This window comes from Comamonas testosteroni TK102, assembly GCF_000739375.1.
Classification (GTDB): domain Bacteria; phylum Pseudomonadota; class Gammaproteobacteria; order Burkholderiales; family Burkholderiaceae_C; genus Comamonas; species Comamonas brasiliensis.
Genome location: NZ_CP006704.1, coordinates 604,581 through 626,050 on the forward strand (window position 1 = coordinate 604,581; position 21,470 = coordinate 626,050).

Consider the following 21,470-nt stretch of genomic DNA (forward strand, 5'->3'; position numbering starts at 1 on the left):
ATTGAATGACCAAGATGACTCGCATCGCTCTGGCCGCACTGGCTGTGATGGGCGCGACCACTGCAATGGCACAGAGCAGCGTGACGCTGTACGGCCGTATCAACACCACCGTCGAGCGTCAGAAGTCCGGTGATCAGTCCGTGTCCGGCCTGTACAACAATGCCTCGCGCTGGGGCATTCGCGGCACCGAAGATCTGGGTGGCGGCCTGAAGGCTGGCTTCACGCTGGAGTCCGGCTTCAACTCCGACACCGGCACCGGTTCCGCCTGGACCCATCCCACGACCGGCATGTCCTTTGCCCGTCAGAGCGAAGTGAACCTGTCGGGTGGCTTCGGCATGATCCGTCTGGGCAACTTCGTGCCCGAGTCCTACTATGCAACCGCTGACTACATCAGCATGCACAACCACGACACCGGTTCTTCTTCCGATGCGCTGTACTACGATCCCGTCTGGTTCGGCGGTCTGAGCACCAAGAACAAGGTCGGCTACCGCACCCCCAGCATGGGCGGTCTGACGGTGGATGCCTCCGTGTCGCTGCACGAGAAGGATCCTACGGTCGGTCCCCGCAAGAACGGCTATGACCTGGCCGCCAACTACGCCACCGGTCCTCTGCACCTGGGCGCTGGCTTCAGCAAGGTGGGCGACAACTGGCAAGCTGCCCTGCGCGGCCTGTACACCTTCGGTCAAGTGACCCTGGGTGCCTACTACCAGCGCAACAAGGACGACAACCAGATCACCGGCACCGGCGCCGGCTCGCGCAACAACTTCCGTCTGTCGGCCATGTATGCCCTGGGCGCTTCGGAGTTCCACGCCAACGTGGGTCACGCCAACAAGTGGAGCCACATCGCCGACTCCGCAGCCACTCAGTGGACTCTGGGCTACAACTACAACCTGAGCAAGCGCACCAAGGTCTATGGCTACTACACCAAGGTGAACAACAGCAAGGGTGCGAACTATGTGACCGGTGCTGCCGGCGCGGACTTCAGCTCCTTCGCTCTGGGCGTGCGCCACAACTTCTAATTTGTGCACCGCGCAAGCGGTGTCTCCAGCAGCTGCAGCTGATAATGCAGACCATTACTCCAAGTTCATACCCCATGTCGCGAGGCATGGGGTTTTTTCTTATGCGCAGCCCGACCTGTAGTAAGCCACGCGCAAACTCGATGGGGCTCAATGGTCGTGCTGACCGTAGCGGCGCAAGCCGCCGCCACGGCTGCTTTTCATAACGACTCTGGAGACTGATATGTGGAAGCTCGCGATTGGTTTTGTGGTGTTTGCCGCCGTGGCGCTGTTTGTCATCATGAAAGCGGGTGACAAGGTGGACATGAGCGGCGAAAAACATGGTGCGGATGCAATCCATGCACCGGCGGAGTCCAAATGAACATTGCCGCACCCGCGCAAAGCCCCGCAAGCCGGGGCTTTTTTTCGGCCGCTGCAAAACCTTAATGCACATGCGCAACCCAGGTTCTTGCCAGGACTGCCTAGAATGTTTGGCCTCCATTGAAAAGACCGCAGAACATGACGCAGGGCCTGATCCGTATCCGTGGTGCTCGCCAGCACAATCTTCGCAATCTGGACATCGACATCCGTACCGGTGAGCTGACCGTGGTCACCGGTCCCAGCGGCTCGGGCAAGTCCAGCCTGGTGTTCGACACCTTGTACGCCGAAGGTCAGCGTCGCTATGTGGAGACCTTCTCCGCCTATGCGCGGCAGTTCCTCGACCGCATGGACAAGCCGGCCGTGGACAAGGTCGAGGGTGTGCCGCCCGCGATTGCCATCGACCAGACCAACCCGGTGCGCAACTCGCGCTCCACCGTGGGCACGATGACGGAGATCAACGATCACCTCAAGCTGCTGTTTGCGCGTGCGGCCCAGCTGTTTGACAGCAGGACGGCCCTGCCGGTGCGCCATGACACGGCGGACAGCATTTACGCCGAACTGGCCCAGCGCTGCGAGGCGGCGGGCGATCCGCGCATTGCCATCACCTTCCCGGTGGAGCTGCCGGCCAATACCTCGGCCGAAGAGGTGGAGCAATGGCTGTCTGCCAGCGGCTTCACCAAGGTGCAGGCCGAGCGCGAGGTGGAGCGCGCTCATGCGGCCAGTGACGAAGTCGCCAAGGGCAAGAAAAAAGCCAAGCCAGCCCCCGAGAAGATCAAGGTGCTGGATGTGATCGCCGACCGCTTTCGCCTCGGCAAGGCCGAGCGCTCCCGTGCCATGGAGGCGATCGAGGTGGGCCTCAAGCGCGGCAGCGGCAGTCTCACGGTGTATGTGCTGCCCGAGAGCGCGGCAGAGGCGGCCGAGTCCGAGCTGTGGAAGTTCTCGCTGGGCCTGCATTGCCCTGAAAGCAATCTGACCTATCAGGAGCCGATTCCCTCGCTGTTCTCGTTCAACTCCGCGGTGGGAGCCTGCGATGCCTGCCGTGGTTTCGGGCGCGTCATCGGGGTGGACTGGGGTCTGGTGATTCCGAACGAAAAACTCACCTTGCGCACCGGTGTCATCAAGCCGATCCAGACGCCGGCCTGGAAGGAGATTCAGGACGACCTGATGCGCCACTCCGAGGCCGAAGGCATTCCACGCGATACGGCCTGGTCCAAGCTGACCCAGGCGCAGAAGGACTGGGTGATCGAGGGCTCGCCCAACTGGAACGGCAAGTGGAGCCAGACCTGGTATGGCATTCGCCGCTTCTTCGAGTACCTCGAAAGCAAGGCCTACAAGATGCATATCCGGGTGCTGCTGTCCAAGTACCGCAGCTATACCGAATGCCCGAGCTGCGGCGGTGCCCGCCTCAAGACCGAAAGCCTGCTCTGGCGCATTGGCAGCAAGCAGGCTGCGGATGCCGTGCTGCCGCCCGGCGACGAGAGCGGCAGATACCAGCGCTTCATGCCGCAGGCAGTGGGCTGGAGCCGTGAGCAGCTGGAAAGCCTGCCAGGCCTGTGTCTGCATGATCTGATGCGTCTGCCGATCACGCGCCTGCGCGAGTTCTTTGCACAGTTGGTGCCCAGCGAGGCAGCCGACAGGAACGATGGCGAAACCCAGGCCTTGAAGATGCTGCATGCCGAAGTCATGACGCGGCTGCAGTATCTGTGCGATGTGGGCATAGGCTATCTCACGCTGGACCGCCAGAGCCGCACGCTGAGCGGTGGCGAGGTGCAGCGCATCAACCTCACCACCGCTCTAGGCACTTCGCTGGTCAACACCTTGTTCGTGCTCGACGAGCCATCGATAGGTCTGCACCCGCGCGATATGGAACGCATCACCGAGGCCATGCAGCGCCTGCGCGATGCGGGCAATACGCTGGTGGTGGTGGAGCATGACCCGGCAGTGATGTTTGCCGCCGACCGCATGATCGACATGGGCCCTGGCCCCGGTGCGCGCGGCGGCCAGATCGTGTTCGACGGCACGCCAGAGGATCTGCGCCAGGCCGATACCCTGACCGGTGCCTACCTGGGCGGGCGCAAGCAGGTGGGTTTCGGCCTCAAGCGCATGGTGACCGAGAGCACGCCGCGCCTGATTCTCGAAGGCGCGCGCGAACACAATCTGCAGGGCATCAGCGTGGACTTTCCGCTGCAGCGCCTGGTCACCATCACCGGCGTTTCGGGCTCGGGCAAATCCACGCTGATCCAGGATGTGCTGGTGCCTGCGCTGATGCGTCACTTCGGCAAGCCCACCGATGCCGCAGGCGCATTCGAGCGCCTGCTGGGCGCAGACCATCTGGCCGATGTGATGTTCGTGGACCAGTCGCCGATCGGCAAGACGGCGCGCTCCAACCCGGTCAGCTATGTGGGCGCCTGGGATGCGATCCGCGAGCTGTTCGCCGTGGCACCACTGTCGCGCCAGCGCGGCTACACCGCTGCCAAGTTCAGCTTCAACAGCGGCGACGGCCGCTGCCCGACCTGCGGCGGCTCGGGCTTCGAGCATGTGGAGATGCAGTTCCTCTCGGACGTCTATCTGCGCTGCCCGGACTGCAACGGCACGCGTTATCGCCCCGAGATTCTGGAAGTGAAAATCGAGCGCAACGGCCAGCCGCTGAATGTGGCCGATGTGCTGGAAATCACGGTGGCCGAAGCCGCGCTGCTGTTTGCGCAGGACCGCGACGTGATCCGCGCGCTGCAGCCCATCGTCGATGTGGGCCTGGAATACGTGAAGCTCGGCCAGCCGGTGCCCACGCTGTCGGGCGGCGAGGCTCAGCGCCTCAAGCTCGCAGGCTTTCTGGCCGAGGCGGCCAAGGCGCAGTCCAAATCCAAGCAGTCGCTGGCCAAGAAAGGCACGCTGTTCCTGTTCGACGAGCCCACGACCGGCCTGCATTTCGAAGACATCGCCAAGCTCATGCGCGCATTGCGCAAGCTGCTGGAAGCGGGCCACTCGCTGATCGTCATCGAGCACAACCTGGACGTGATTCGCGCCAGCGACTGGCTGATCGATCTGGGCCCTGAAGGCGGTGATGGCGGCGGTCTGATCGTCGCCGAGGGCACGCCCGAAGAGGTGCGCCATGTGAAGGAGTCGCACACGGCCCAGGCCCTGCGCGAATACGACCTGGCCATGGGCGTGGGCGGCGAGGCGGTGCACGAAGTCGCTCCCATGCTCTACAAGCCGCAGCGCAAGGCACAGGCCGAAAAGGCGCCGCAGGCCAAGAACGCGATCGAGATCGTCAATGCCAAGGAACACAACCTCAAGTCCCTGAGTGTGGATGTGCCACGCGGCAAGTTCAATGTGGTGACCGGGGTGTCGGGGTCGGGCAAGTCCACGCTGGCTTTCGACATCCTGTTCAACGAAGGCCAGCGCCGCTATCTCGAATCGCTCAATGCCTATGCGCGCTCCATCGTGCAGCCTGCGGGCCGTCCCGAGGTTGATGCGGTCTATGGCATACCGCCCACGGTGGCCATCGAGCAGCGCCTGTCGCGCGGCGGTCGCAAGTCCACGGTGGGCACGACCACCGAGATCTGGCACTTTCTGCGCCTGCTCTATGTGAAGCTGGGCGTGCAGCATTGCATCCACGACGATGCCATCGTGCAGCCGCAGACCGAGGAAAGCATTGCCGCGCAGCTGATGACGAATTTCCGCGGCCAGACCATAGGCCTGCTGAGTCCGCTGGTCGTCAACCGCAAGGGCGTCTATACCGAGCTGGCCGACTGGGCCAGACCCAAGGGCTACACGCATCTGCGCGTGGACGGCGAGTTTCTGCCGACCACGGGCTTTCCGCGCATAGATCGCTTCAAGGAACACACCATCGAGCTGCCCGTGGCCAGCGTGACGGTGACCGCAGCCAACGAGAAGGAGCTGCGCGGCCATCTGCGCCAGGCACTGGAAATCGGCAAGGGCGTGCTGCATGTGCTGTCCGGCATCGAGAACCTGGCCGACGCCATGCAGGGCGGCCGGAGCACGGCCGGCATCGGCGCGCTGCAGGTGTTCTCCACCCAACGTGCCTGCCCGGTCTGCGCCACCAGCTATGCCGAGCTGGACCCGCGTCTGTTCTCCTACAACAGCAAGCATGGCTGGTGCCCCGATTGCGTGGGCACGGGCGTGAAGCTGACCAAGGACCAGCGCAAGGTCTATGACGACACCTTGCTGGCCGACGACAACCGGGGCCGGGAGGTGAAGTTCGAGGGCCAGGAGGTGGAAGACCTGGCCGAGGTGGAATGCCCCAAGTGCCACGGCACACGTCTGAACCCCGTGGCGCGAGCCGTGAAGTTTCACGACGAGGCGATTACCGATATCGCCCAGCTGTCGGTCAGCGATGTGCGCCAATGGATACAGAGTCTGGAGCTTACGGGCCGCGAAGCCGATATTGCGCGCGATCTGATTCCCGAGATTCAGAGCCGTCTCGAATTCCTTGAAGAAGTCGGTCTCAACTATCTGACGCTGGACCGCGGCGCCCCCACCCTGAGCGGGGGCGAGGCCCAACGAATCCGCCTGGCCGCGCAGCTGGGCAGCAATCTGCAAGGCGTCTGCTATGTGCTGGACGAACCCACCATCGGTCTGCATGCGCGCGACAACCAGATTCTGCTCAATGCCTTGCACAAGCTCGGCGACAAGGGCAACACGCTGGTGGTGGTGGAGCACGACGAAGACACGATTCGCCGCGCCGATCACGTGATCGATATCGGCCCCAGCGCCGGCATTCGCGGCGGCCGTCTGGTGGCTGAGGGCACGGTTGCCGACATCATGGCGGCCAAGGACTCGGTCACCGGGCGCTATCTGCTGCACGCCATGCGCCACCCTTTCAAGCCACGTCTGTGGGTGGGAGAGGGTGAGCCTCCGGTACAGCCGGCTGCTATCAATGCAGAAGCTTCTGACGCTGGCGATATGGAGGTTTCAGGCAAGAAACCATCCAAAGCCAAGAAAAAGAAAGCGGTAGCTGCTACTGAAAATGTGGTGCAGCAAGACAGCGATGCATTGCACTGGCTGACGGTGCTGGGCGCGAATCTGCACAATCTGCAGAATGTGGACGCGCGCGTTCCGCTCAAGCGCCTGGTGGCCGTGACCGGAGTTTCCGGCTCGGGCAAGTCCACGCTGGCGCGCGATGTGCTGCTGAGCAATGTGGCGGCCTGGGTACAGCAGCGCTCGACCAAGGCCGGCCGCGATGCCATGGATGCCGGCAAGTCGCCGGCGCTCGTGGGCTGCAAGGGGCTCAAGGGCTTCGAGACCATCGATCGCGTGCTCGAAGTCGACCAGACTCCGATCGGCAAGACACCGCGCTCCTGCCCCGCGACCTATATCGGCTTCTGGGACACGATTCGCAAGCTGTTCGCCGAGACCCTGGAGGCCAAGGCCCGCGGCTATGCGGCGGGCCGCTTCTCCTTCAACACCGGCGAAGGCCGCTGCCCGGCCTGCGAGGGCCAGGGCGTACGCACCATCGAGATGAGCTTTCTGCCCGATGTGAAAGTGCCTTGCGAAGTCTGCCACGGCGCACGCTTCAACCCCGAGACGCTGGCCGTGACCTGGCGCGGAAAGAGCATTGGCGATGTGCTGCAGATGGAGGTCGACGAGGCTGTTGAGTTCTTCGCCTCCATGCCCTCGATTGCTCATCCGCTGCAGTTGCTGAAAGACGTGGGTCTGGGCTATCTGACCCTGGGCCAGCCATCGCCCACGCTGTCGGGTGGCGAGGCCCAGCGCATCAAGCTGGTGACCGAGCTGACCAAGGTGCGCGACGATATCGGCCGCCGCGGGCAGAAGGCTCCGCACACGCTGTATGTGCTGGACGAACCCACCGTGGGCCTGCACATGGCTGACGTGGACAAGCTCATCCATGTGCTGCACCGCCTTGTCGACGGCGGCCACAGCGTGGTGGTCATCGAGCATGACCTCGACGTGATTGCCGAGGCGGACTGGATCATCGATCTGGGCCCCGAAGGCGGCAAGGACGGCGGGCGTATCGTGGCCTCGGGGACTCCCGAGGATCTGGTCGGCATCGGCACCCACACCGGAAAGGCGCTGGCACCGGTGCTGGCGCGTACCTGAGCTTTCACATGGCTCGTGAGCAAGTGGTGTTCTGGCAGGCGCAGGCGCCTGCCAAGCCGGCCTTCGGCGCGCCCTGCAACGGCTGCGGCCTGTGCTGTCTGGCAGAGCCTTGCCCCATGGGCATGCTGATCTCGCGCCGGCGCAAAGGGACTTGTGCGGCGCTACGCTGGGACGAAGCGGCGCTGCAGTACCGCTGCGGCGTGTTGCAGGATGCGGGCCGGGTGGCATCCGATGCTCCGGCCTGGCGTCGCGGGCTCTGCCGGCTCAGGCTGGCCCTGGCCAGACGCTGGATTGCGGCGGGGGCGGGCTGCGACGCCCATCTGCGGGCCGAGCCTGCGGAGTGATGTGGCCCGGCATGCGCTCTCGAAGCTGGGCGGCTTCAGCCATGCTCACCTATCGTCAAAGGACGCCTCGTCGCTGCCGAACAGCATGGGCCCGTCGTCGCGCAGCAGCTTGAGAATCTGCTGGGCAGCGGGCGACAGGTAGCCGTCCCTGCGGCAGGTCACGCCCAGGTGACGGCGTAGCGTGGTGGCGGCAAGGCGCACCTCCTTGAGCGTGCGGCTGCGCTCCAGCCGCAGCGTGTGGCGCGAGACGAAGGTCAGCAGATCCGTCTTCGCCACCATGCGCGGCAACAGCGGGATGGAGCCCGCCTCGACCTGTACCGTGGGCGGTGACATGCCGCGTGACGTAAAAGCCTGATCCAGCCACTGGCGACTGGGAATGTTGGCGCTGGGCAGGGCCCAGGAGTGCTGCAGCAGCGCGGCCGGCGTGATGCGGGATTTTGCGAAGATGGGATGCGTGCGGCTGGCAGCCACCACGACCACATCCTCGACGATGGGGTAGGAGACCAGTTCCGCATCGCCTTCGGCCGTCAGACCGATCAGCAGATCGAGCTGGCCTTCGCGCAGGCGGTCGCGCAGCTCCCAGCTCGGGCCGATCACGATGCTGATGGTGATCCTGCGCCCGCCGGCAAGCGCCTTGCTGCACAGCTCGGGCAGCAGATGGTCGGCGGCCACGGGGCCGCTGCCTATGCGCACATGGCCCGAAATCCCCTCGTTGAAATCGCGTACCTCGCGCAGCGCCTCCTGACTGGCGTTGCGCAGCATGCGTGCGCGGGCCAGCAGCACCTGCCCTGCGGGCGTGAGCTGTATGCCGCGCCCGGCGCGCTCGAACAATGCCCCGCCCACGGCCTGTTCCAGCCGCTGCATGCATTTGGTCAGCGCCGGCTGGGTGCGGCCCAGCTGTTCGGCGGCCCGTCCAAGGTGGCCCAGCTCGGCCACGATCTCGAAGAAGCGCAGATCGCGCAGATGCAGATCCATCGATGAATGAAAGTGATGATTGAATGAATATTATCGAATAGACGGAATGATTGATGCTGACAAGAATCCGGGCTCATCGGAGTCCTTATGCCAACACAAGCCTTTACCGTTTTCGTCACCGCTCCCAAGCTGGCTTCCAGCGGGTCGGATCTTCTTGCCAGGGCCGGTGCACGGGTGATCTATCTGGCGCCCGGCGATGACGCCGGGGCGGTGGAACGCATCATGGCCACCGAGCCCGTCGATGCCGTGATCTCGCGCACCCTGGAGCTCTCTGCATGCGCCATCGCCTCGTGCCCCACGCTCAAGGTCATCTCCAAGCATGGCGTGGGCGTGAGCAATATCGATGTGGCTGCAGCCGGTGCTCGCGGCATTCCGGTCTATGTGACGCCCGGGGCGAACGCGCAGTCCGTGGCGGAGATGACCCTGGGCCTGCTGTTTGCTGCGGCCCGCCGCATTGCCTGGATGGATGCGCAATTGCGCGGTGGCCGCTGGTCGCGCGCCCAGGACGGCATCGAGCTGTCCGGCAAGACGCTGGGCCTGGTCGGCTTCGGCCAGGTCGGCCAGCGTGTGGCCCAGGTTTGCCAGGCCCTGGGCATGCAGGTGGCCGCCTTCGATCCGGCGCTGCAGGCCAGCCCCGTGGCGGGTGTGAAGCTGCTGGCTTCGCTGGACGAGTTGCTGCCGCTGGCCGATGTGCTCAGTCTGCATGTACCGCTCAACCGACACACCCGCGGCATGCTGGGCGCGGCGCGACTGGCTTGCCTGCCGCAGGGCGCCATCCTGATCAATACCGCACGCGGCGAAGTGGTGGACGAGCCCGCACTCGTCGAGGCCCTGCGCAGCGGTCACCTGCATGCCGCCGGCCTGGACACCATGGCCGTGGAGCCCCTGCCTGCGGACTCCGCGCTGGCGGCCCTGCCGAACGTGGTTCTGACACCGCATGTGGGCGGTTCCACGCCTGCGGCGCTGGCCGCCATGGCCGCCGGTGCGGCCGCGAATGTGCTGGGCTGGCTGCAAGGCCGGCCCGTGGCCGCCAGCCGCTGCGTGAACCCCGAGGCCCTTGAATCCCATTCCTCTTTTTCCGGAGAACCTGCATGAGCAATAGTGCAAAACAATGGCCCGCGGGCTATCGCATCAATCCGCGCGTCCCTGGCCCCGAGGCCGAGGTCGTCGAGGCATTCAAGTCCATTCCCGTGGCGGCCATCGGCGACTCCATGAGCCGCAATGTCGGCACTCTGGGCCTGCGCCAATACCACGCCAGGCTTGATGCCGTGCTCTGCGGGCCGGCCGTCACCGTGCGGGTGCGCCCCGGCGACAACCTCATGATTCACAAGGCGCTGATGATGGTGCAGCCCGGCGATGTGCTGGTCATCGACGGCGGGGGCGATGTCTCCCAGGCCCTGGTCGGCGGTCTGATGCGCACCACCTGTGTGGCGCGCAAGCTCGCCGGGCTGGTGATAGACGGTGCCATCCGCGATCTCTGCGAATGGGCCGAGGACGGCATGCCGATCTTCGCGCGCGCTCACACCCATCGAGGTCCCAGCAAGGATGGCCCGGGCGAGATCAATGTGCCGGTTTCCTGCGCCGGCATGGCGGTGCTGCCAGGCGATCTGATCGTGGGTGATGCCGATGGCGTGATTGCCGTGCCTGCGGCGGATGCGGCCGAGATTCTGCAGCGCAGCCGGGCGCATCTGGTCAAGGAGGCAGCCATCCGCGAAAGCAATCGCGAGGGCACTGCCGACCCCGAGCGCTTCGATGCGGTGCTGCGCGCCAAGGGCCTGCCGGTCTGAGGCCGGACATTCTTTCAGGAGACAAGACATGCATAAAAGAATATTTCTGACGGCGGCTGCCCTGGCCGCACTGACCATGGGTGTGCAGGGCATGGCCAGCGCGGCGGGCGAATGGCCTCAGCGTCCGGTGCGCATGGTGGTGCCCTTCCCGCCGGGCGGCGGCACCGACGCCACTTCGCGGCTGGTGGCGGACAGGCTCAATCTGGGCATGGGCTGGACGGTGGTGGTGGACAACAAGCCGGGCGCGGGCGGCAACATCGGCCTTGATGCCGTGGCCAAGGCGGTGCCCGACGGCTACACCATAGGCATGGGCCAGGCTGCGAATCTGGCGATCAATCCCAGCCTGTATGCCAAGATGCCCTTTGATCCGCTCAAGGACTTCACGCCCATTGTCAGCGTGGCCCTGCAGCCGGTGGTGCTGACCGTGCGCGCCGGTTCGCCGTTCAAGAATCTGGGCGACTTCATCAAGGCTGCCAAGGCCAGGCCCGGCACCTACGGCATAGCCCAGGCCGGCAACGGCACGGTGGGTCACCTGGCCGGCGAGATGCTGGCGCGCCGCGCAGGCATCCAGATCCTGCAGGTGCCCTACAAGGGCGCGAACCAGGCGATGACGGATCTGCTGGGCGGACAGGTGGAGCTGTACTTCGGCAACACCGTATCCGTGATGCAGCAGCTGACCTCGGGCAAGGTCCGCGCCCTGGCCGTGACTTCGGCGCAGCGCGTGCCTTCCCTGCCCGATGTGCCCACGGTGGCCGAGCAGGGCTATGCCGATTTCGAGGCTTCGACCTGGCTGGGCCTGGTGGGCCCCGCGAACATGCCGCCCGATGTGGTCAGGCGCATCGGCGATGCCACCATGAAGCTGCTGGCCACCAAGGAGGTGCAGGACAAGCTGGCGCAGGAGGGCAGCATGCCGACGCCGGCCGGTGCGGAGAAGTTCGGCGCCTGGATCAAGAGCGAGCATGCCAAGTGGGGCAAGCTGATCCGCGAAGCCCAGATCAGGCTCAACTGAGTGCCTCGGGCCGGGGCGGGCGAGCAACCGCACCGGCGCCGCATTTCCTGTGCCCTGAAAGGCGTCTCCAGAGCAGCTTTTTCAATTGCAGAAAGCGCGCTTGGGGCGATTTCTTGCAACCAGTGCCAACGTTTCAGCGCCCATCTCATGCAAGCCCGATTCGATATCGAGAAATTCAACGCTCCTGCGTCGTCTGCGCCGTCCCGCGCGGATGCGCAGCCGGGCATGCCTCGCAGGCTGCGCGGCATTCTGTCTCTGGATGATTTCGAGACAGCGGCGCGCAGGCATCTGCCGGCGCCCATCTTTGCCTATGTGAGCGGCGGCTGCGAGACCGACAAGTCCCTGCGCGGCAACCGCGAGGTCTTCGACAGATACCGCTGGATGAGCAGCGTGCTGACCGACACCTCAGGGCGCACGCTGGCAACGACGCTGCTGGGGCAGACCTATGCAGCTCCTTTCGGTATCGCGCCGATGGGCATCAGCGCACTGTCCGCCTACCGGGGCGATCTGATCCAGGCGCGGGCTGCTGCGCGGGCCCATATCCCGGCCATACTCAGCGGCACTTCGCTGATCGCGATGGAAGAGGTGGCCAAGGCCAACCCCGAGGCCTGGTTTCAGGCCTATGTGCCCGGAGAGAAGGAGCGCATCCTCAGGCTGCTGGACCGTGTCGAGGTCGCAGGTTTCAAGACTCTGGTGGTGACGGTCGACACGCCGGTCTCGGGCAACCGTGAGAACAATATTCGCGCGGGTTTCTCGACACCGCTGCGGCCCAGCTTGCGTCTGGCCTGGGACGGCATCACCCATCCGCGCTGGCTGCTGGGTACGGCCCTGCGCACCCTGGTCTGTCATGGTATGCCGCATTTCGAGAACTCGCAGGCCACGCGCGGTGCTCCCATTCTCTCCTCCAGCGTCACGCGCGACTTCGGGGCACGCGACCATCTGAGCTGGGAACATCTGGCCCTGATCCGCCAGCGCTGGCAAGGCAATCTGGTCGTCAAGGGCATTCTGCGGCCCCAGGATGCGCTGTCCGCGCGCGATGCAGGGGCGAACGGCATCATTCTGTCCAACCACGGCGGCAGGCAGCTCGACGGCTCGATATCGCCCATGGATACGCTGGCGCAGGTGGTCGATGCGCTGGGGCACGAATATGCGGTCATGATCGACAGCGGCTTTCGACGTGGCAACGATGTGCTGCTGGCACTGGCACTGGGAGCCAAGTTCGTCTTTGTGGGCCGGCCCTTCAATTACGCAGGAGCCGTGGCGGGGGAGGCGGGAATCCTGCACGCGGCCGGCATTCTGGCCTCAGAGATCCGGCGCAATATGGCCTTGATCGGTGTGCAGAGCCCGCACGGCATGCGGCGCGAGCACCTGCATCGCCGCAGCTGATCCCGCAGGGCAAGGCCACGAATTGTTTGCTGGAGGCATGTGTGTATGCGGCGCCGGGGCCCCGAACGACGAGGCGTGCGCCCGGAAGCAGTTGCACCTTGACGAGAGGTCGTCTCTCCAGCCGTCGAAGGCCTGGCAGGTCCGCAGCCGGGACTGCTCTACATGAATGCAAATATTGTGCGACGCCGGGGCAGGAAGCCGGCTGCGCAACACTGAAAGCGAGCGATACGCTCAATAATGGCAGACAGAAAAGAGCGGCGTCACCAGGTTCGGACGCATGGTTGCTCCGGGTAAGCCGCTGATCTATGTCTGACACTGTTGTTTTACGTGGGCCCGAGCGGCCAGATCTGCTGCGCCACGAGGTGCTGGCCGATATCTTCGAAGCGACCGCCGCAGCCCACCCCGAACAGATTGCGCTGATCGAGGGACAGGGCGAGCAGCTGCGCCAGTGTAGCTATGCGCAGCTGGACGCCGATGCCAGCCGCGCTGCGCACCGGCTGATCGAGGCCGGCATCCGCCCCGGCGACATGGTGGGCCTGTGGCTGCCGCGCGGCATGGAGCTGCTCACGCTGCAGCTGGCGATCGCCAAGACCGGCGCTGCCTGGCTGCCCTTCGATGCCGAAACGCCCACCGAACGCATCGCCACCTGCCTCGGCGATGCGAATGCCAAGGCGCTGTTGATCTCGGAGCGGCAGACGCATCTGGTGCAAGCCCAGGCAGGTATTTCAGCGCAGGTCTTCAGCGATACCGCACTGCTGGCGCAACTGCCGGCGGGTACGGCGCTGCGCCGGCGTGATGGCGCGCAGCCCGGCCACCCGGCCTATGTGATCTATACCAGCGGCTCCACGGGCAAGCCCAAGGGCATCGCCATCACCCAGGGCAGCATCTGCCACTTTCTGCGCAGCGAGAATGCGCGGCTTGGCGTGCACCGGGGCGACAAGGTCTACCAGGGCTTCTCGGTGGCCTTCGACATGTCGTTTGAGGAAATCTGGATCAGCTACCTTGTGGGCGCGACGCTGTGGCTGGCGCCGCGCGAGATCGCCGGTGACCCCGAGGCCTTGCCGCGCGCGCTGGTGGAGCAGCAGGTGACAGTGCTGCATGCCGTGCCTACGCTGCTGGCGCTGTTCGCGCAGGATGTGCCGACTTTGCGCCTCATCAATCTTGGCGGCGAGATGTGCCCCGAATCGCTGGTGGCTCGCTGGGCCAACCGGGAGGATGGTGGTCAGCGCCAGATGTTCAATACCTATGGGCCGACCGAGGCCACGGTGTCGGCCAGCCTGGCCGAGCTGCGGGCCGGCGAGCCGGTCACCATCGGCACGCCGCTGCCCAACTACGGCCTGGTGGTGGTGCAGGTGATCGAGGCCGACAGTTTTCCGGCCGGCACCGCGCCCGCGCTGGTGGGCTTGCCGCAGGGCGAGGTCGGCGAGCTGTGCATCACCGGCCCCGGCGTGGCGGCTGGTTACCTGGGCCGCCCCGGGCTGACGGCCGAGAAATTCCTCGCCAACCCCTGGGCTCAGGGTCCGCACGATACGCGGCTGTACCGCACCGGGGATCTGGCGCGCATCGACGCACAAGGCCAGATCCACTGCCTGGGCCGGGCCGACGACCAGGTCAAGATCCGCGGTTTTCGCGTGGAGCTCGGTGAGATCGAGGCCGTGATGGCCCAGCAGCCGGGCGTGGGTACCACGGCCGTGCTGCTGCGTCAGGACGAGGGCATAGACCAGCTAGTCGCCTTCTACGTGCCCACCGAAGTCGCCGCACCGCCTGCGCATTCCACGCTGCGTGCCGCCCTGGCCGAGCGCCTGCCGCCCTATATGGCGCCCGCGCGCTTCGAGGCGCTGGCCGAGATGCCGCGCCTGACCTCGGGCAAGATAGACCGCAAGGCACTCAAGGTCCGGCAGCTGTCCGCAGCGATGGATGCTTCCGGCTCCGACCTGCCCGAAACTCCGGCCGAGGAAGTGCTGTTCGCGGCCCTGGCCCAGCTTTTCCCGGGGCAGTCCATACGCCGCGGGCTGGATTTCTTCAGCGACCTGGGCGGGCATTCCCTGTTCGCGGCGCGGCTGACATCGCTGCTGCGCGCCGATGCGCGCTTTGCCCGGGCCACGGTGAGCACCATCTACCAGCAGCGCCACATAGGACTGATCGCGGATGCACTGCAGGCCGCCATGCTGGCCGATGATGAAGCCACAGTGGGCGTTCCGCCGCGGCCGTTTCGCATCCATTCCGCGTGGCGGCGCTGGCGCTGCGGCGCGGCCCAGGCGGTGGCGATTCCGCTGCTGGTGCTGATCAAGATGGCACAGTGGCTGGCTCCGTTCTTCACCTATCACTTCTTCACTGGCGACGAGAACGACTCGGTCTGGTTTGCCGTGGCCATGTCGGTGCTGGCTTTCGCGATCGCCACCCTGGCCGAATTCGCAATCGCCTGGGCCGGCAAATGGCTGGTCGCCGGGCGCCTCAAGCCCGGGCGCTACCCGCTGTGGGGATGGACCTATTTCCGCTGGTGGTTTGCCGACCGGCTGGTGGAGGCCGTGCCCATCGCGATGATCACCGGTTCCTCGCTGCACCCGCTGTGGCTGCGTGCGCTGGGCGCGAAAGTGGGCCTTGAGACCAATCTCGGTTCCATGACGGTGCGTGCGCCCGACCTGCTGGTCATCGGCGACGGCGTGAGTGTGGGCAATGCCGTGAGCCTGGAGAATGCGCGCGTCGAAGGCGGTGAGCTGGTGCTGGGCCGTATCGCCATCGGCAACGAGGTCTGCATAGGCTCCTATGTGGTTGTGGAAGGCAATACCCGTCTCGAAGACTGGGCCCACCTTGAGGGGCAGTCGGCGCTGGCCGACGGCATGGTCCAGCCTGCGCGCAGCATCTGGGCCGGCTCGCCGGCGCGGGCCGTGGGCGAGTTCGACCCTGGCAGCCTGCCGCCGCGCCAGACGGCGGGTCGGCTGCGCCAGGCCCTGGAGATGCTGGTCTTCCTGGCGGGTGGGCTGCTGGTGGCCACGCTGTTCTTCATGCCGGTGTTCCCGACCTTCATGCTGATCGACGTGCTCGACGTCGAGGCGATCTCGGTGCGGCCGTTGCTGGAGCAGGGCGTGGTCGATGCGGGGGGAGCCTTCATGCTGCGCCTTCTCAAGTTCTTCGTGCTGGCCCTGCCATCCAGCCTGGTGCTGGTGGCATGCACGGTGCTGGCAGCGGCGCTGGTGCGCTATCTGTTCCTGCCGCGTACGCGGGCCGGTACCTGGTCGGTGCACAGCGGGCGTTACCTGGGTAAATGGCTGGTCAACCAGATCCAGGAGGCGAGCCTGTCCACGCTGCACGGCATCTACGCCACGGTCTACTCCTCCACCTGGTACCGGCTGCTGGGCGCCAAGGTCGGCAGGCAGACCGAGCTGTCCACGGCACTGGGCGTGGTGCCCGATATGTTGACGCTGGGTGACGAATGCTTTGTGGCCGATGCAGTGATGCTGGGCGACGAGCTCATCGACGGCGGCTGGATGACGGTCAAGCCCACGGTAGTGTCGCGCCGCAGTTTCATCGGCAACGGCGCCTATGTGCCCGATGGCTCGACCATCCCCGAGAATGTGCTCATAGGCGTGATGACGGCCGTGCCACGCAATGCGGACATGCAAAGTGGCGACACCTGGCTGGGGGCGCCTGCGATCAACTTGCCGGCGCGCGAGGTCGCACAGGGCTATCCAGAGCATCTGACGTTTGCGCCTTCTGCGTGGCGGCGAGTCGCGCGCGGGTTGGTGGAGGCCGTTCGCATTGCCGTTCCACATGCGCTGGTGATTGCCGTCGGCTATGCCATTGTGCTGGATGCGATGCCTCTGGCTTCTGAAGAGCGCTGGGGGGCCGTGGTGCTGGACCTGGCCATTTCGGGGGTGCTCTTCGGGATCGTGGCGTTCTTTCTGGTGGCGCTGTTCAAATGGCTGACGATCAGGCGCTACGGCAAGACGGCCGTGCCCATGTGGACACCTTTTGTCTGGCTCTCCGAGGCTGCGACCAATATGTATGAGGGCATGGCCGTGCCCAACTTCCTGCGTTACCTGCGTGGCACACCCTGGCTGCCACTGGCCATGAACCTGATGGGCTGCAAGATTGCGGCCAGCGTCTATCTGGATACCACCGACATCACCGAGCATGACTGCGTGACGATCGGCGCCCATAGCGAGCTCAACGCGCTGTGTTGTCCGCAGACTCATCTGTTCGAGGACCGGGTGATGAAGATAGACCATGTGTCCATAGGCAGCCGCGTGACCATGGGCGCGCGCTGCACTGTGCTCTACAGTGCCAGCGTAGGCGACGACGTACAGCTCGGGCCGCTGACCCTGGTGATGAAGGGCGAGACCCTGCCTGCGCGCACGCGCTGGGAGGGTGCACCGGCCGCACCGGCCCGGCGCCGCACCGGGACGGCCTGATGCAGATCCGGCCCTGCCTCCTTGCCGGCGAGCGGCGAGCCGGCGCGCCGCAGCTGCGGCTGGTCCAGGGTCTGGATGCCACAGACCGTGACAGGGCGCGAGGCCAGGCTCGGGTGGCGCTGCGAACCTGTCTGGCTCCGGAGCTAGGCTGTACCGAGGCCGAGCTGGAGGTCAGCAACCTGCGCAACCAGGCGCCGCGGCTGTTGCTGCGCGGCAAGCCGCTTGCGGCGCCGCACTGCTCCATCAGCCATGCGCCGGGACTGGCACTGCTGGCCTGGCATGACTTGGGGGCGGTAGGTGTGGATATCCAGGCCGTGGATGCGACCGCGCCGTGCCGCGAGCTGGAGGATGTGGCGCGCCTGTTTCTGAGGCCGGAAGCCGCTCGGAAGCTTCTGGATATTGCGCCGGATACTCTATTTTTTGAAGCGTTTGCGAGCGCCTGGACGCAGCACGAAGCCAGACTTAAATGCGCTGGCCTGGGTCTGGCTGAATGGAGTGGCTCGCTGCAGGCGCGACTGACGGGCATGAACTGTGCACCGCTGAAGCCCGCAGCTGGCTATGCGGGCGCCGTGGCCTGGTATGGCACTGCCGGCAGCGGCGGCGTGCGCTGAACAGGCTCTACATCAGGATTCGATCGCCCAAAAAAAAGGCTGCCGGAGGCAGCCTTGGCGGATGAGCGCAGTGCTTACTGGAAGCCCAGCGTATGCGGCAGCCAGGTGGACAGTGCCGGGATGAAGGTCAGCAGGCACAGCACGACGAAGTGTGCCAGCAGGAACAGCGGCATCTCGCGCGTCAGATCGGTGATGGACACGCGCGTGGACACGGCGGTCACGAACAGCAGGCCGCCGACCGGCGGCGTGATCATGCCCAGCGTGAGGTTGACGATCACCACCATGGCGAAGTGCGTTGGATCGATGCCCAGGCTGAAGGCGATGGGCGCAAGAATGGGCACCAGAATCATCACACCGGGCAGCGGCTCCATGAAGATGCCGAAGACCAGCAGCAGAATGTTCACGGCAATCAGGAACATGACGGGCGAGAGTTCCCAGCTCACGATCAGCTCGGACAGATACTGCGGAATGCCTTCCACCGTGAGCACCCAGGCAAATGCTGCCGAGGTCGCCATCACCAGCAGCACCGAGGCCGTGAGCATGGCCGAGCGCGCCAGGATGCCGGGCAGGGCCGACCACTTGAGCGTGCGGTAAACCCATTTGCCGCAGACCAGGGCATAGAACACGGCCACGACGGACGCTTCCGTGGGCGTGAAGATGCCGAAGCGGATGCCGACCACGATGAGCACGATGAGCATCAGCGCGGGGATGGCCTTGAAGCTGGTGCTCCACATCTCGCGTGCCGAAGGGCGCGGCTCGGTGCTGCGGTAGTTGCGCTTCTTGCAGACCCACCAGTTGACGGCCGCCATGGCCAGCGCGATCAGAATGCCGGGAATGAAGCCGGCCATGAACAGGCCGCCCACGGAGACATTCTCATCCTGCAGCGCATAGATGATCATGCTCACCGATGGCGGAATGATGGGGCCCACGATGGCGGTGCTGGCCGTCAGCGCGGCTGCATAGGGGCGGCTGTAGCCGGCCTTGTCCATCATCTTGACCATCATGGAGCCGGGGCCGGCTGCATCGGCCAGGGCCGAGCCCGAGATGCCCGAGAACATGGTCAGCGACAGCACATTGGCATAGCCCAGGCCGCCGCGCAGATGGCCGACGAACTGGGCGGCAAAGCGCAGCAGCACGGCCGTGAGCGCACCGCCCGACATCAGCTCTGCGGCCAGGATGAAGAAGGGCACGGCCATCAGCGGAAAGCTGTCGATGCCCGTGAACATTTCCTTGAAGACGATCAGCTGTGGATAACGTCCACCGACAAAGACTGCAAGGGCTGCCGAGATGGCCAGCGCAAACGCCACCGGAAAGCCCAGCGTGAGCAGGGCGATGATGGCAACAAATAAAGTGATACCCATGATGTTTCAGTCAATCAGTGATTCATGGCGCAGCGCATGAAACTGGCGCACCCCAAGTGAGATACACCGATGAAGGGCCTATGCCGGCCGCGCCGCCCCGCACCGAGGTGTGTCTCCCTCCCGCGAAGCGAGAGAGGGGGGGAGGCGCGCAGCGACTCAGATTCGTGGCGCAATGCATAAAACTGGGCTGACCCAGGCCAGGGACAGCGAGCAAGGGCCTATGCCGGCCGCGCCGCCCCGCAGCGAGGCTGTCGTCCCCCTTCCAGGGGGGAGGCGCGCAGCGACTCAGATTCGTGGCGCAATGCATAAAACTGGGCTGACCCAGGCCAGGGACAGCGAGCAAGGGCCTATGCCGGCCGCGCCGCCCCGCAGCTAGGCTGTCGTCCCCCTTCCAGGGGGAAGGCGCGCAGCGACTCAGGGGGTGTTTCATATAGACGCTGCGGCATCCGCATCCATTTCATCCGACTCTGCGAAGCTGCCTGCGGTGATGTAGCCGCGTGCGATGAACAGCAGATGGATCAGCATCAGCACAAAGCCCACAGGCATGGCGCCGTAGATATAGGAGATCGGAATGTCCGTGGCCGCCGTGGTCTGAAAGCGTGTGGCGTACACATACTGCGACGAGGTCACGGTCATCACGACAAAGAAGACCGCCAGGATCAGCACGACAAAGCCGCGCATGGCCTGCGCCTTGCGGGTGCTCACGCTGCGGTGCAGATTGTCGATGGCCACATGGCCGCCAAAGCGCAGCACCAGGCCGGAGCCCAGAAAAGTGACCCAGATCATCATGTGGCGGGCCACTTCTTCGGCCCAGACGATGGAGTCGCCCGTGGTGTAGCGCAGCACCACATTGGCGAAAACGATGCAGGCCATGGCCAGCAGCAGCAAGATCAGCAGCCAGCGATTGCCGGCCACGAGAGTGCGTTCGATACGATCAAGCATAGGAATGGGGGTGAGCAGAGGCAGCGGCGAAGCCTGCCGCAAGAGCCGGCTGCGTCACGGAGTTGAAGGCTGCGTCATCATCGGCGGGAATTGGCGCAAGTCCATTCGTGCTGACCGCAGCCGGGCAAGGACCTGCCGTGCCCAGGAGTGAGAAAAATGCATGGACCAGCCTCAGCGGAGGCCGTCCCATGGTGCCGTTGCTTACTTGACGGCGGTGATGGAGTCCAGCGTCTTCTGGCCGAACTTCTTGGCGTATTCCTTGTAGGCGGGCTCCAGCGCGGTGCGGAAGGCGGCCTGATCGACCTTCTCGACGACCTTCATGCCGTTGGCCTTGGCTTCTTCAACGCCCTTCTTCTCCACGTTGTCCACAAAGGCGCGCGAGGCAAGTGCCCCCTTCTTGGCGGCTTCCGTGAAGGCGGTCTTCTGGGCGGCATTCAGCGATCCCCAGAACGAGGGCGACACGATCAGGGCCATGGGGGCGTAGACGTGGGAGGTCAGGGTCAGGTGCTTTTGCACTTGCCACAGCTTGGCGGACACCAGCACGGAGATGGGGTTCTCCTGGCCGTCGATCGTGCCTTGCTGCAGCGCACCGATGACTTCGGGCCAGGACATGGGGGTGGGCGAGGCACCCAGGGTGCGGAAGGCCGTGATGTGCACGGGGTTCTCGGTCACGCGGATCTTCAGGCCCTTGAGGTCAGCCACGCCATTGACGGCATGCTTGTTGTTGCTCAGGTGGCGAAAGCCCTGCTCGCCCCATGCCAGCGCGATCAGGCCGCGCTTCTGGAACTTGGCCAGCAGGTCCTGACCGAAGGCACCGTCCATCACGGCTCGTGCGTGCTGGGTGTCGCGGAACAGGAAGGGGATGTCCACCACGCCCACATCGGGCACGAAGTTGCTCAGGGCGCCGGTGGAGACGATGGCGGCTTCCACGGTGCCCAGCTGCAGACCTTCGATCAGCTCACGCTCGCCACCCAGGGCGGAGGCGGGGAACTGCTTGAACTTGTAGGCACCATTGGTGCCTTTTTCCACGCCTTCGGCCCAGGCGTTGGCGGCAGCGCCGTAGTGGGAGTTGACGGCCAGCGCATAGCCAATCTTGACTTCCTTGCCCTGGGCAAATGCAGTGCCTGCGGTCAGGGCGGCTGTTGCTGCCACGGCCGTGGCGACGAAGGTGCGGCGAATCATGCGCATG

Annotated in this window: 14 protein-coding genes; 10 read left to right on the forward strand and 4 right to left on the reverse strand. The window is 65.1% G+C overall.

Annotated elements, in window-relative coordinates:
* Positions 1 to 5 precede the first annotated feature (5 nt).
* The 4 genes from O987_RS02770 (at position 6) to O987_RS02780 (ending at position 7,798) form a co-directional block, all read left to right on the forward strand.
* Complete coding sequence (locus O987_RS02770) at positions 6 to 1,019, forward strand: porin (protein ID WP_003059045.1); 1,014 nt, start codon at positions 6 to 8, stop codon at positions 1,017 to 1,019.
* A 220-nt stretch (positions 1,020 to 1,239) separates the two neighbouring features.
* Positions 1,240 to 1,377 carry a hypothetical protein gene (locus tag O987_RS29175; protein ID WP_003059044.1) on the forward strand — a complete coding sequence of 46 codons (138 nt, stop codon included), beginning with the start codon at positions 1,240 to 1,242 and terminating at the stop codon, positions 1,375 to 1,377.
* 137 nt (positions 1,378 to 1,514) lie between these two features.
* A complete protein-coding gene (gene uvrA / locus O987_RS02775) occupies positions 1,515 to 7,454 on the forward strand; it encodes an excinuclease ABC subunit UvrA (protein WP_043370750.1) in 5,940 nt (1,979 codons plus the stop codon).
* Positions 7,455 to 7,462: 8 nt separating this feature from the next.
* Positions 7,463 to 7,798 carry a hypothetical protein gene (locus O987_RS02780; protein WP_043370751.1) on the forward strand — a complete coding sequence of 112 codons (336 nt, stop codon included), beginning with the start codon at positions 7,463 to 7,465 and terminating at the stop codon, positions 7,796 to 7,798.
* A gap of 45 nt (positions 7,799 to 7,843) precedes the next feature.
* Here the strand turns inward: O987_RS02780 and O987_RS02785 are convergent, their stop codons facing one another.
* Positions 7,844 to 8,773, reverse strand: a complete 930-nt coding sequence (locus tag O987_RS02785) for a LysR substrate-binding domain-containing protein (RefSeq protein WP_043370753.1) — start codon at positions 8,771 to 8,773, stop codon at positions 7,844 to 7,846.
* Between the two features lie 87 nt (positions 8,774 to 8,860).
* Between O987_RS02785 and O987_RS02790 the strand changes: the two genes are divergently transcribed.
* The 6 genes from O987_RS02790 (at position 8,861) to O987_RS27500 (ending at position 17,978) form a co-directional block, all read left to right on the forward strand.
* Positions 8,861 to 9,868, forward strand: coding sequence for a hydroxyacid dehydrogenase (locus O987_RS02790; protein WP_043370754.1), 1,008 nt, complete (start codon positions 8,861 to 8,863; stop codon positions 9,866 to 9,868).
* Entirely contained in the window at positions 9,865 to 10,560 is a 696-nt protein-coding gene (locus O987_RS02795) for an RraA family protein (RefSeq protein ID WP_043370756.1), read from the forward strand. Before O987_RS02790 ends, O987_RS02795 begins: the two co-directional genes overlap by 4 nt.
* Positions 10,561 to 10,588: 28 nt before the next feature.
* Positions 10,589 to 11,569: a Bug family tripartite tricarboxylate transporter substrate binding protein gene (locus O987_RS02800; RefSeq protein ID WP_043370757.1), complete on the forward strand. Its 981-nt coding sequence runs from the start codon at positions 10,589 to 10,591 to the stop codon at positions 11,567 to 11,569.
* A 147-nt stretch (positions 11,570 to 11,716) separates the two neighbouring features.
* The gene (locus O987_RS02805; protein WP_043370759.1) at positions 11,717 to 12,955 is read left to right on the forward strand and encodes an alpha-hydroxy acid oxidase; all 1,239 of its coding nucleotides are present in this window, start codon (positions 11,717 to 11,719) and stop codon (positions 12,953 to 12,955) included.
* Positions 12,956 to 13,260: 305 nt separating this feature from the next.
* Complete coding sequence (locus O987_RS02810) at positions 13,261 to 17,367, forward strand: Pls/PosA family non-ribosomal peptide synthetase (protein WP_043370761.1); 4,107 nt, start codon at positions 13,261 to 13,263, stop codon at positions 17,365 to 17,367.
* Complete coding sequence (locus tag O987_RS27500) at positions 17,367 to 17,978, forward strand: 4'-phosphopantetheinyl transferase family protein (protein WP_051962104.1); 612 nt, start codon at positions 17,367 to 17,369, stop codon at positions 17,976 to 17,978. Before O987_RS02810 ends, O987_RS27500 begins: the two co-directional genes overlap by 1 nt.
* 74 nt (positions 17,979 to 18,052) lie before the next feature.
* On the opposite strand, the gene O987_RS02820 is transcribed toward O987_RS27500, so the two are convergent.
* From O987_RS02820 to O987_RS02830, 3 genes are all read right to left on the reverse strand, one after another.
* A complete protein-coding gene (locus O987_RS02820) occupies positions 18,053 to 19,339 on the reverse strand; it encodes a TRAP transporter large permease (protein ID WP_003059041.1) in 1,287 nt (428 codons plus the stop codon).
* A 426-nt stretch (positions 19,340 to 19,765) separates the two neighbouring features.
* Entirely contained in the window at positions 19,766 to 20,281 is a 516-nt protein-coding gene (locus O987_RS02825; RefSeq protein WP_043376034.1) for a TRAP transporter small permease, read from the reverse strand.
* Between the two features lie 201 nt (positions 20,282 to 20,482).
* A complete protein-coding gene (locus tag O987_RS02830; protein WP_003059037.1) occupies positions 20,483 to 21,469 on the reverse strand; it encodes a TRAP transporter substrate-binding protein in 987 nt (328 codons plus the stop codon).
* Between the last annotated feature and the right edge of the window lies 1 nt (position 21,470).

Coding starts and splice junctions, on each gene's coding strand:
- O987_RS02770 (WP_003059045.1), top strand. CDS start 6: ATGACCAAGATGACTCGCATCGCTCTGGCCGCACTGGCTGTGATGGGC.
- O987_RS29175 (WP_003059044.1), top strand. CDS start 1,240: ATGTGGAAGCTCGCGATTGGTTTTGTGGTGTTTGCCGCCGTGGCGCTG.
- uvrA (WP_043370750.1), top strand. CDS start 1,515: ATGACGCAGGGCCTGATCCGTATCCGTGGTGCTCGCCAGCACAATCTT.
- O987_RS02780 (WP_043370751.1), top strand. CDS start 7,463: ATGGCTCGTGAGCAAGTGGTGTTCTGGCAGGCGCAGGCGCCTGCCAAG.
- O987_RS02785 (WP_043370753.1), bottom strand. CDS start 8,773: ATGGATCTGCATCTGCGCGATCTGCGCTTCTTCGAGATCGTGGCCGAG.
- O987_RS02790 (WP_043370754.1), top strand. CDS start 8,861: ATGCCAACACAAGCCTTTACCGTTTTCGTCACCGCTCCCAAGCTGGCT.
- O987_RS02795 (WP_043370756.1), top strand. CDS start 9,865: ATGAGCAATAGTGCAAAACAATGGCCCGCGGGCTATCGCATCAATCCG.
- O987_RS02800 (WP_043370757.1), top strand. CDS start 10,589: ATGCATAAAAGAATATTTCTGACGGCGGCTGCCCTGGCCGCACTGACC.
- O987_RS02805 (WP_043370759.1), top strand. CDS start 11,717: ATGCAAGCCCGATTCGATATCGAGAAATTCAACGCTCCTGCGTCGTCT.
- O987_RS02810 (WP_043370761.1), top strand. CDS start 13,261: ATGTCTGACACTGTTGTTTTACGTGGGCCCGAGCGGCCAGATCTGCTG.
- O987_RS27500 (WP_051962104.1), top strand. CDS start 17,367: ATGCAGATCCGGCCCTGCCTCCTTGCCGGCGAGCGGCGAGCCGGCGCG.
- O987_RS02820 (WP_003059041.1), bottom strand. CDS start 19,339: ATGGGTATCACTTTATTTGTTGCCATCATCGCCCTGCTCACGCTGGGC.
- O987_RS02825 (WP_043376034.1), bottom strand. CDS start 20,281: ATGCTTGATCGTATCGAACGCACTCTCGTGGCCGGCAATCGCTGGCTG.
- O987_RS02830 (WP_003059037.1), bottom strand. CDS start 21,469: ATGCGCATGATTCGCCGCACCTTCGTCGCCACGGCCGTGGCAGCAACA.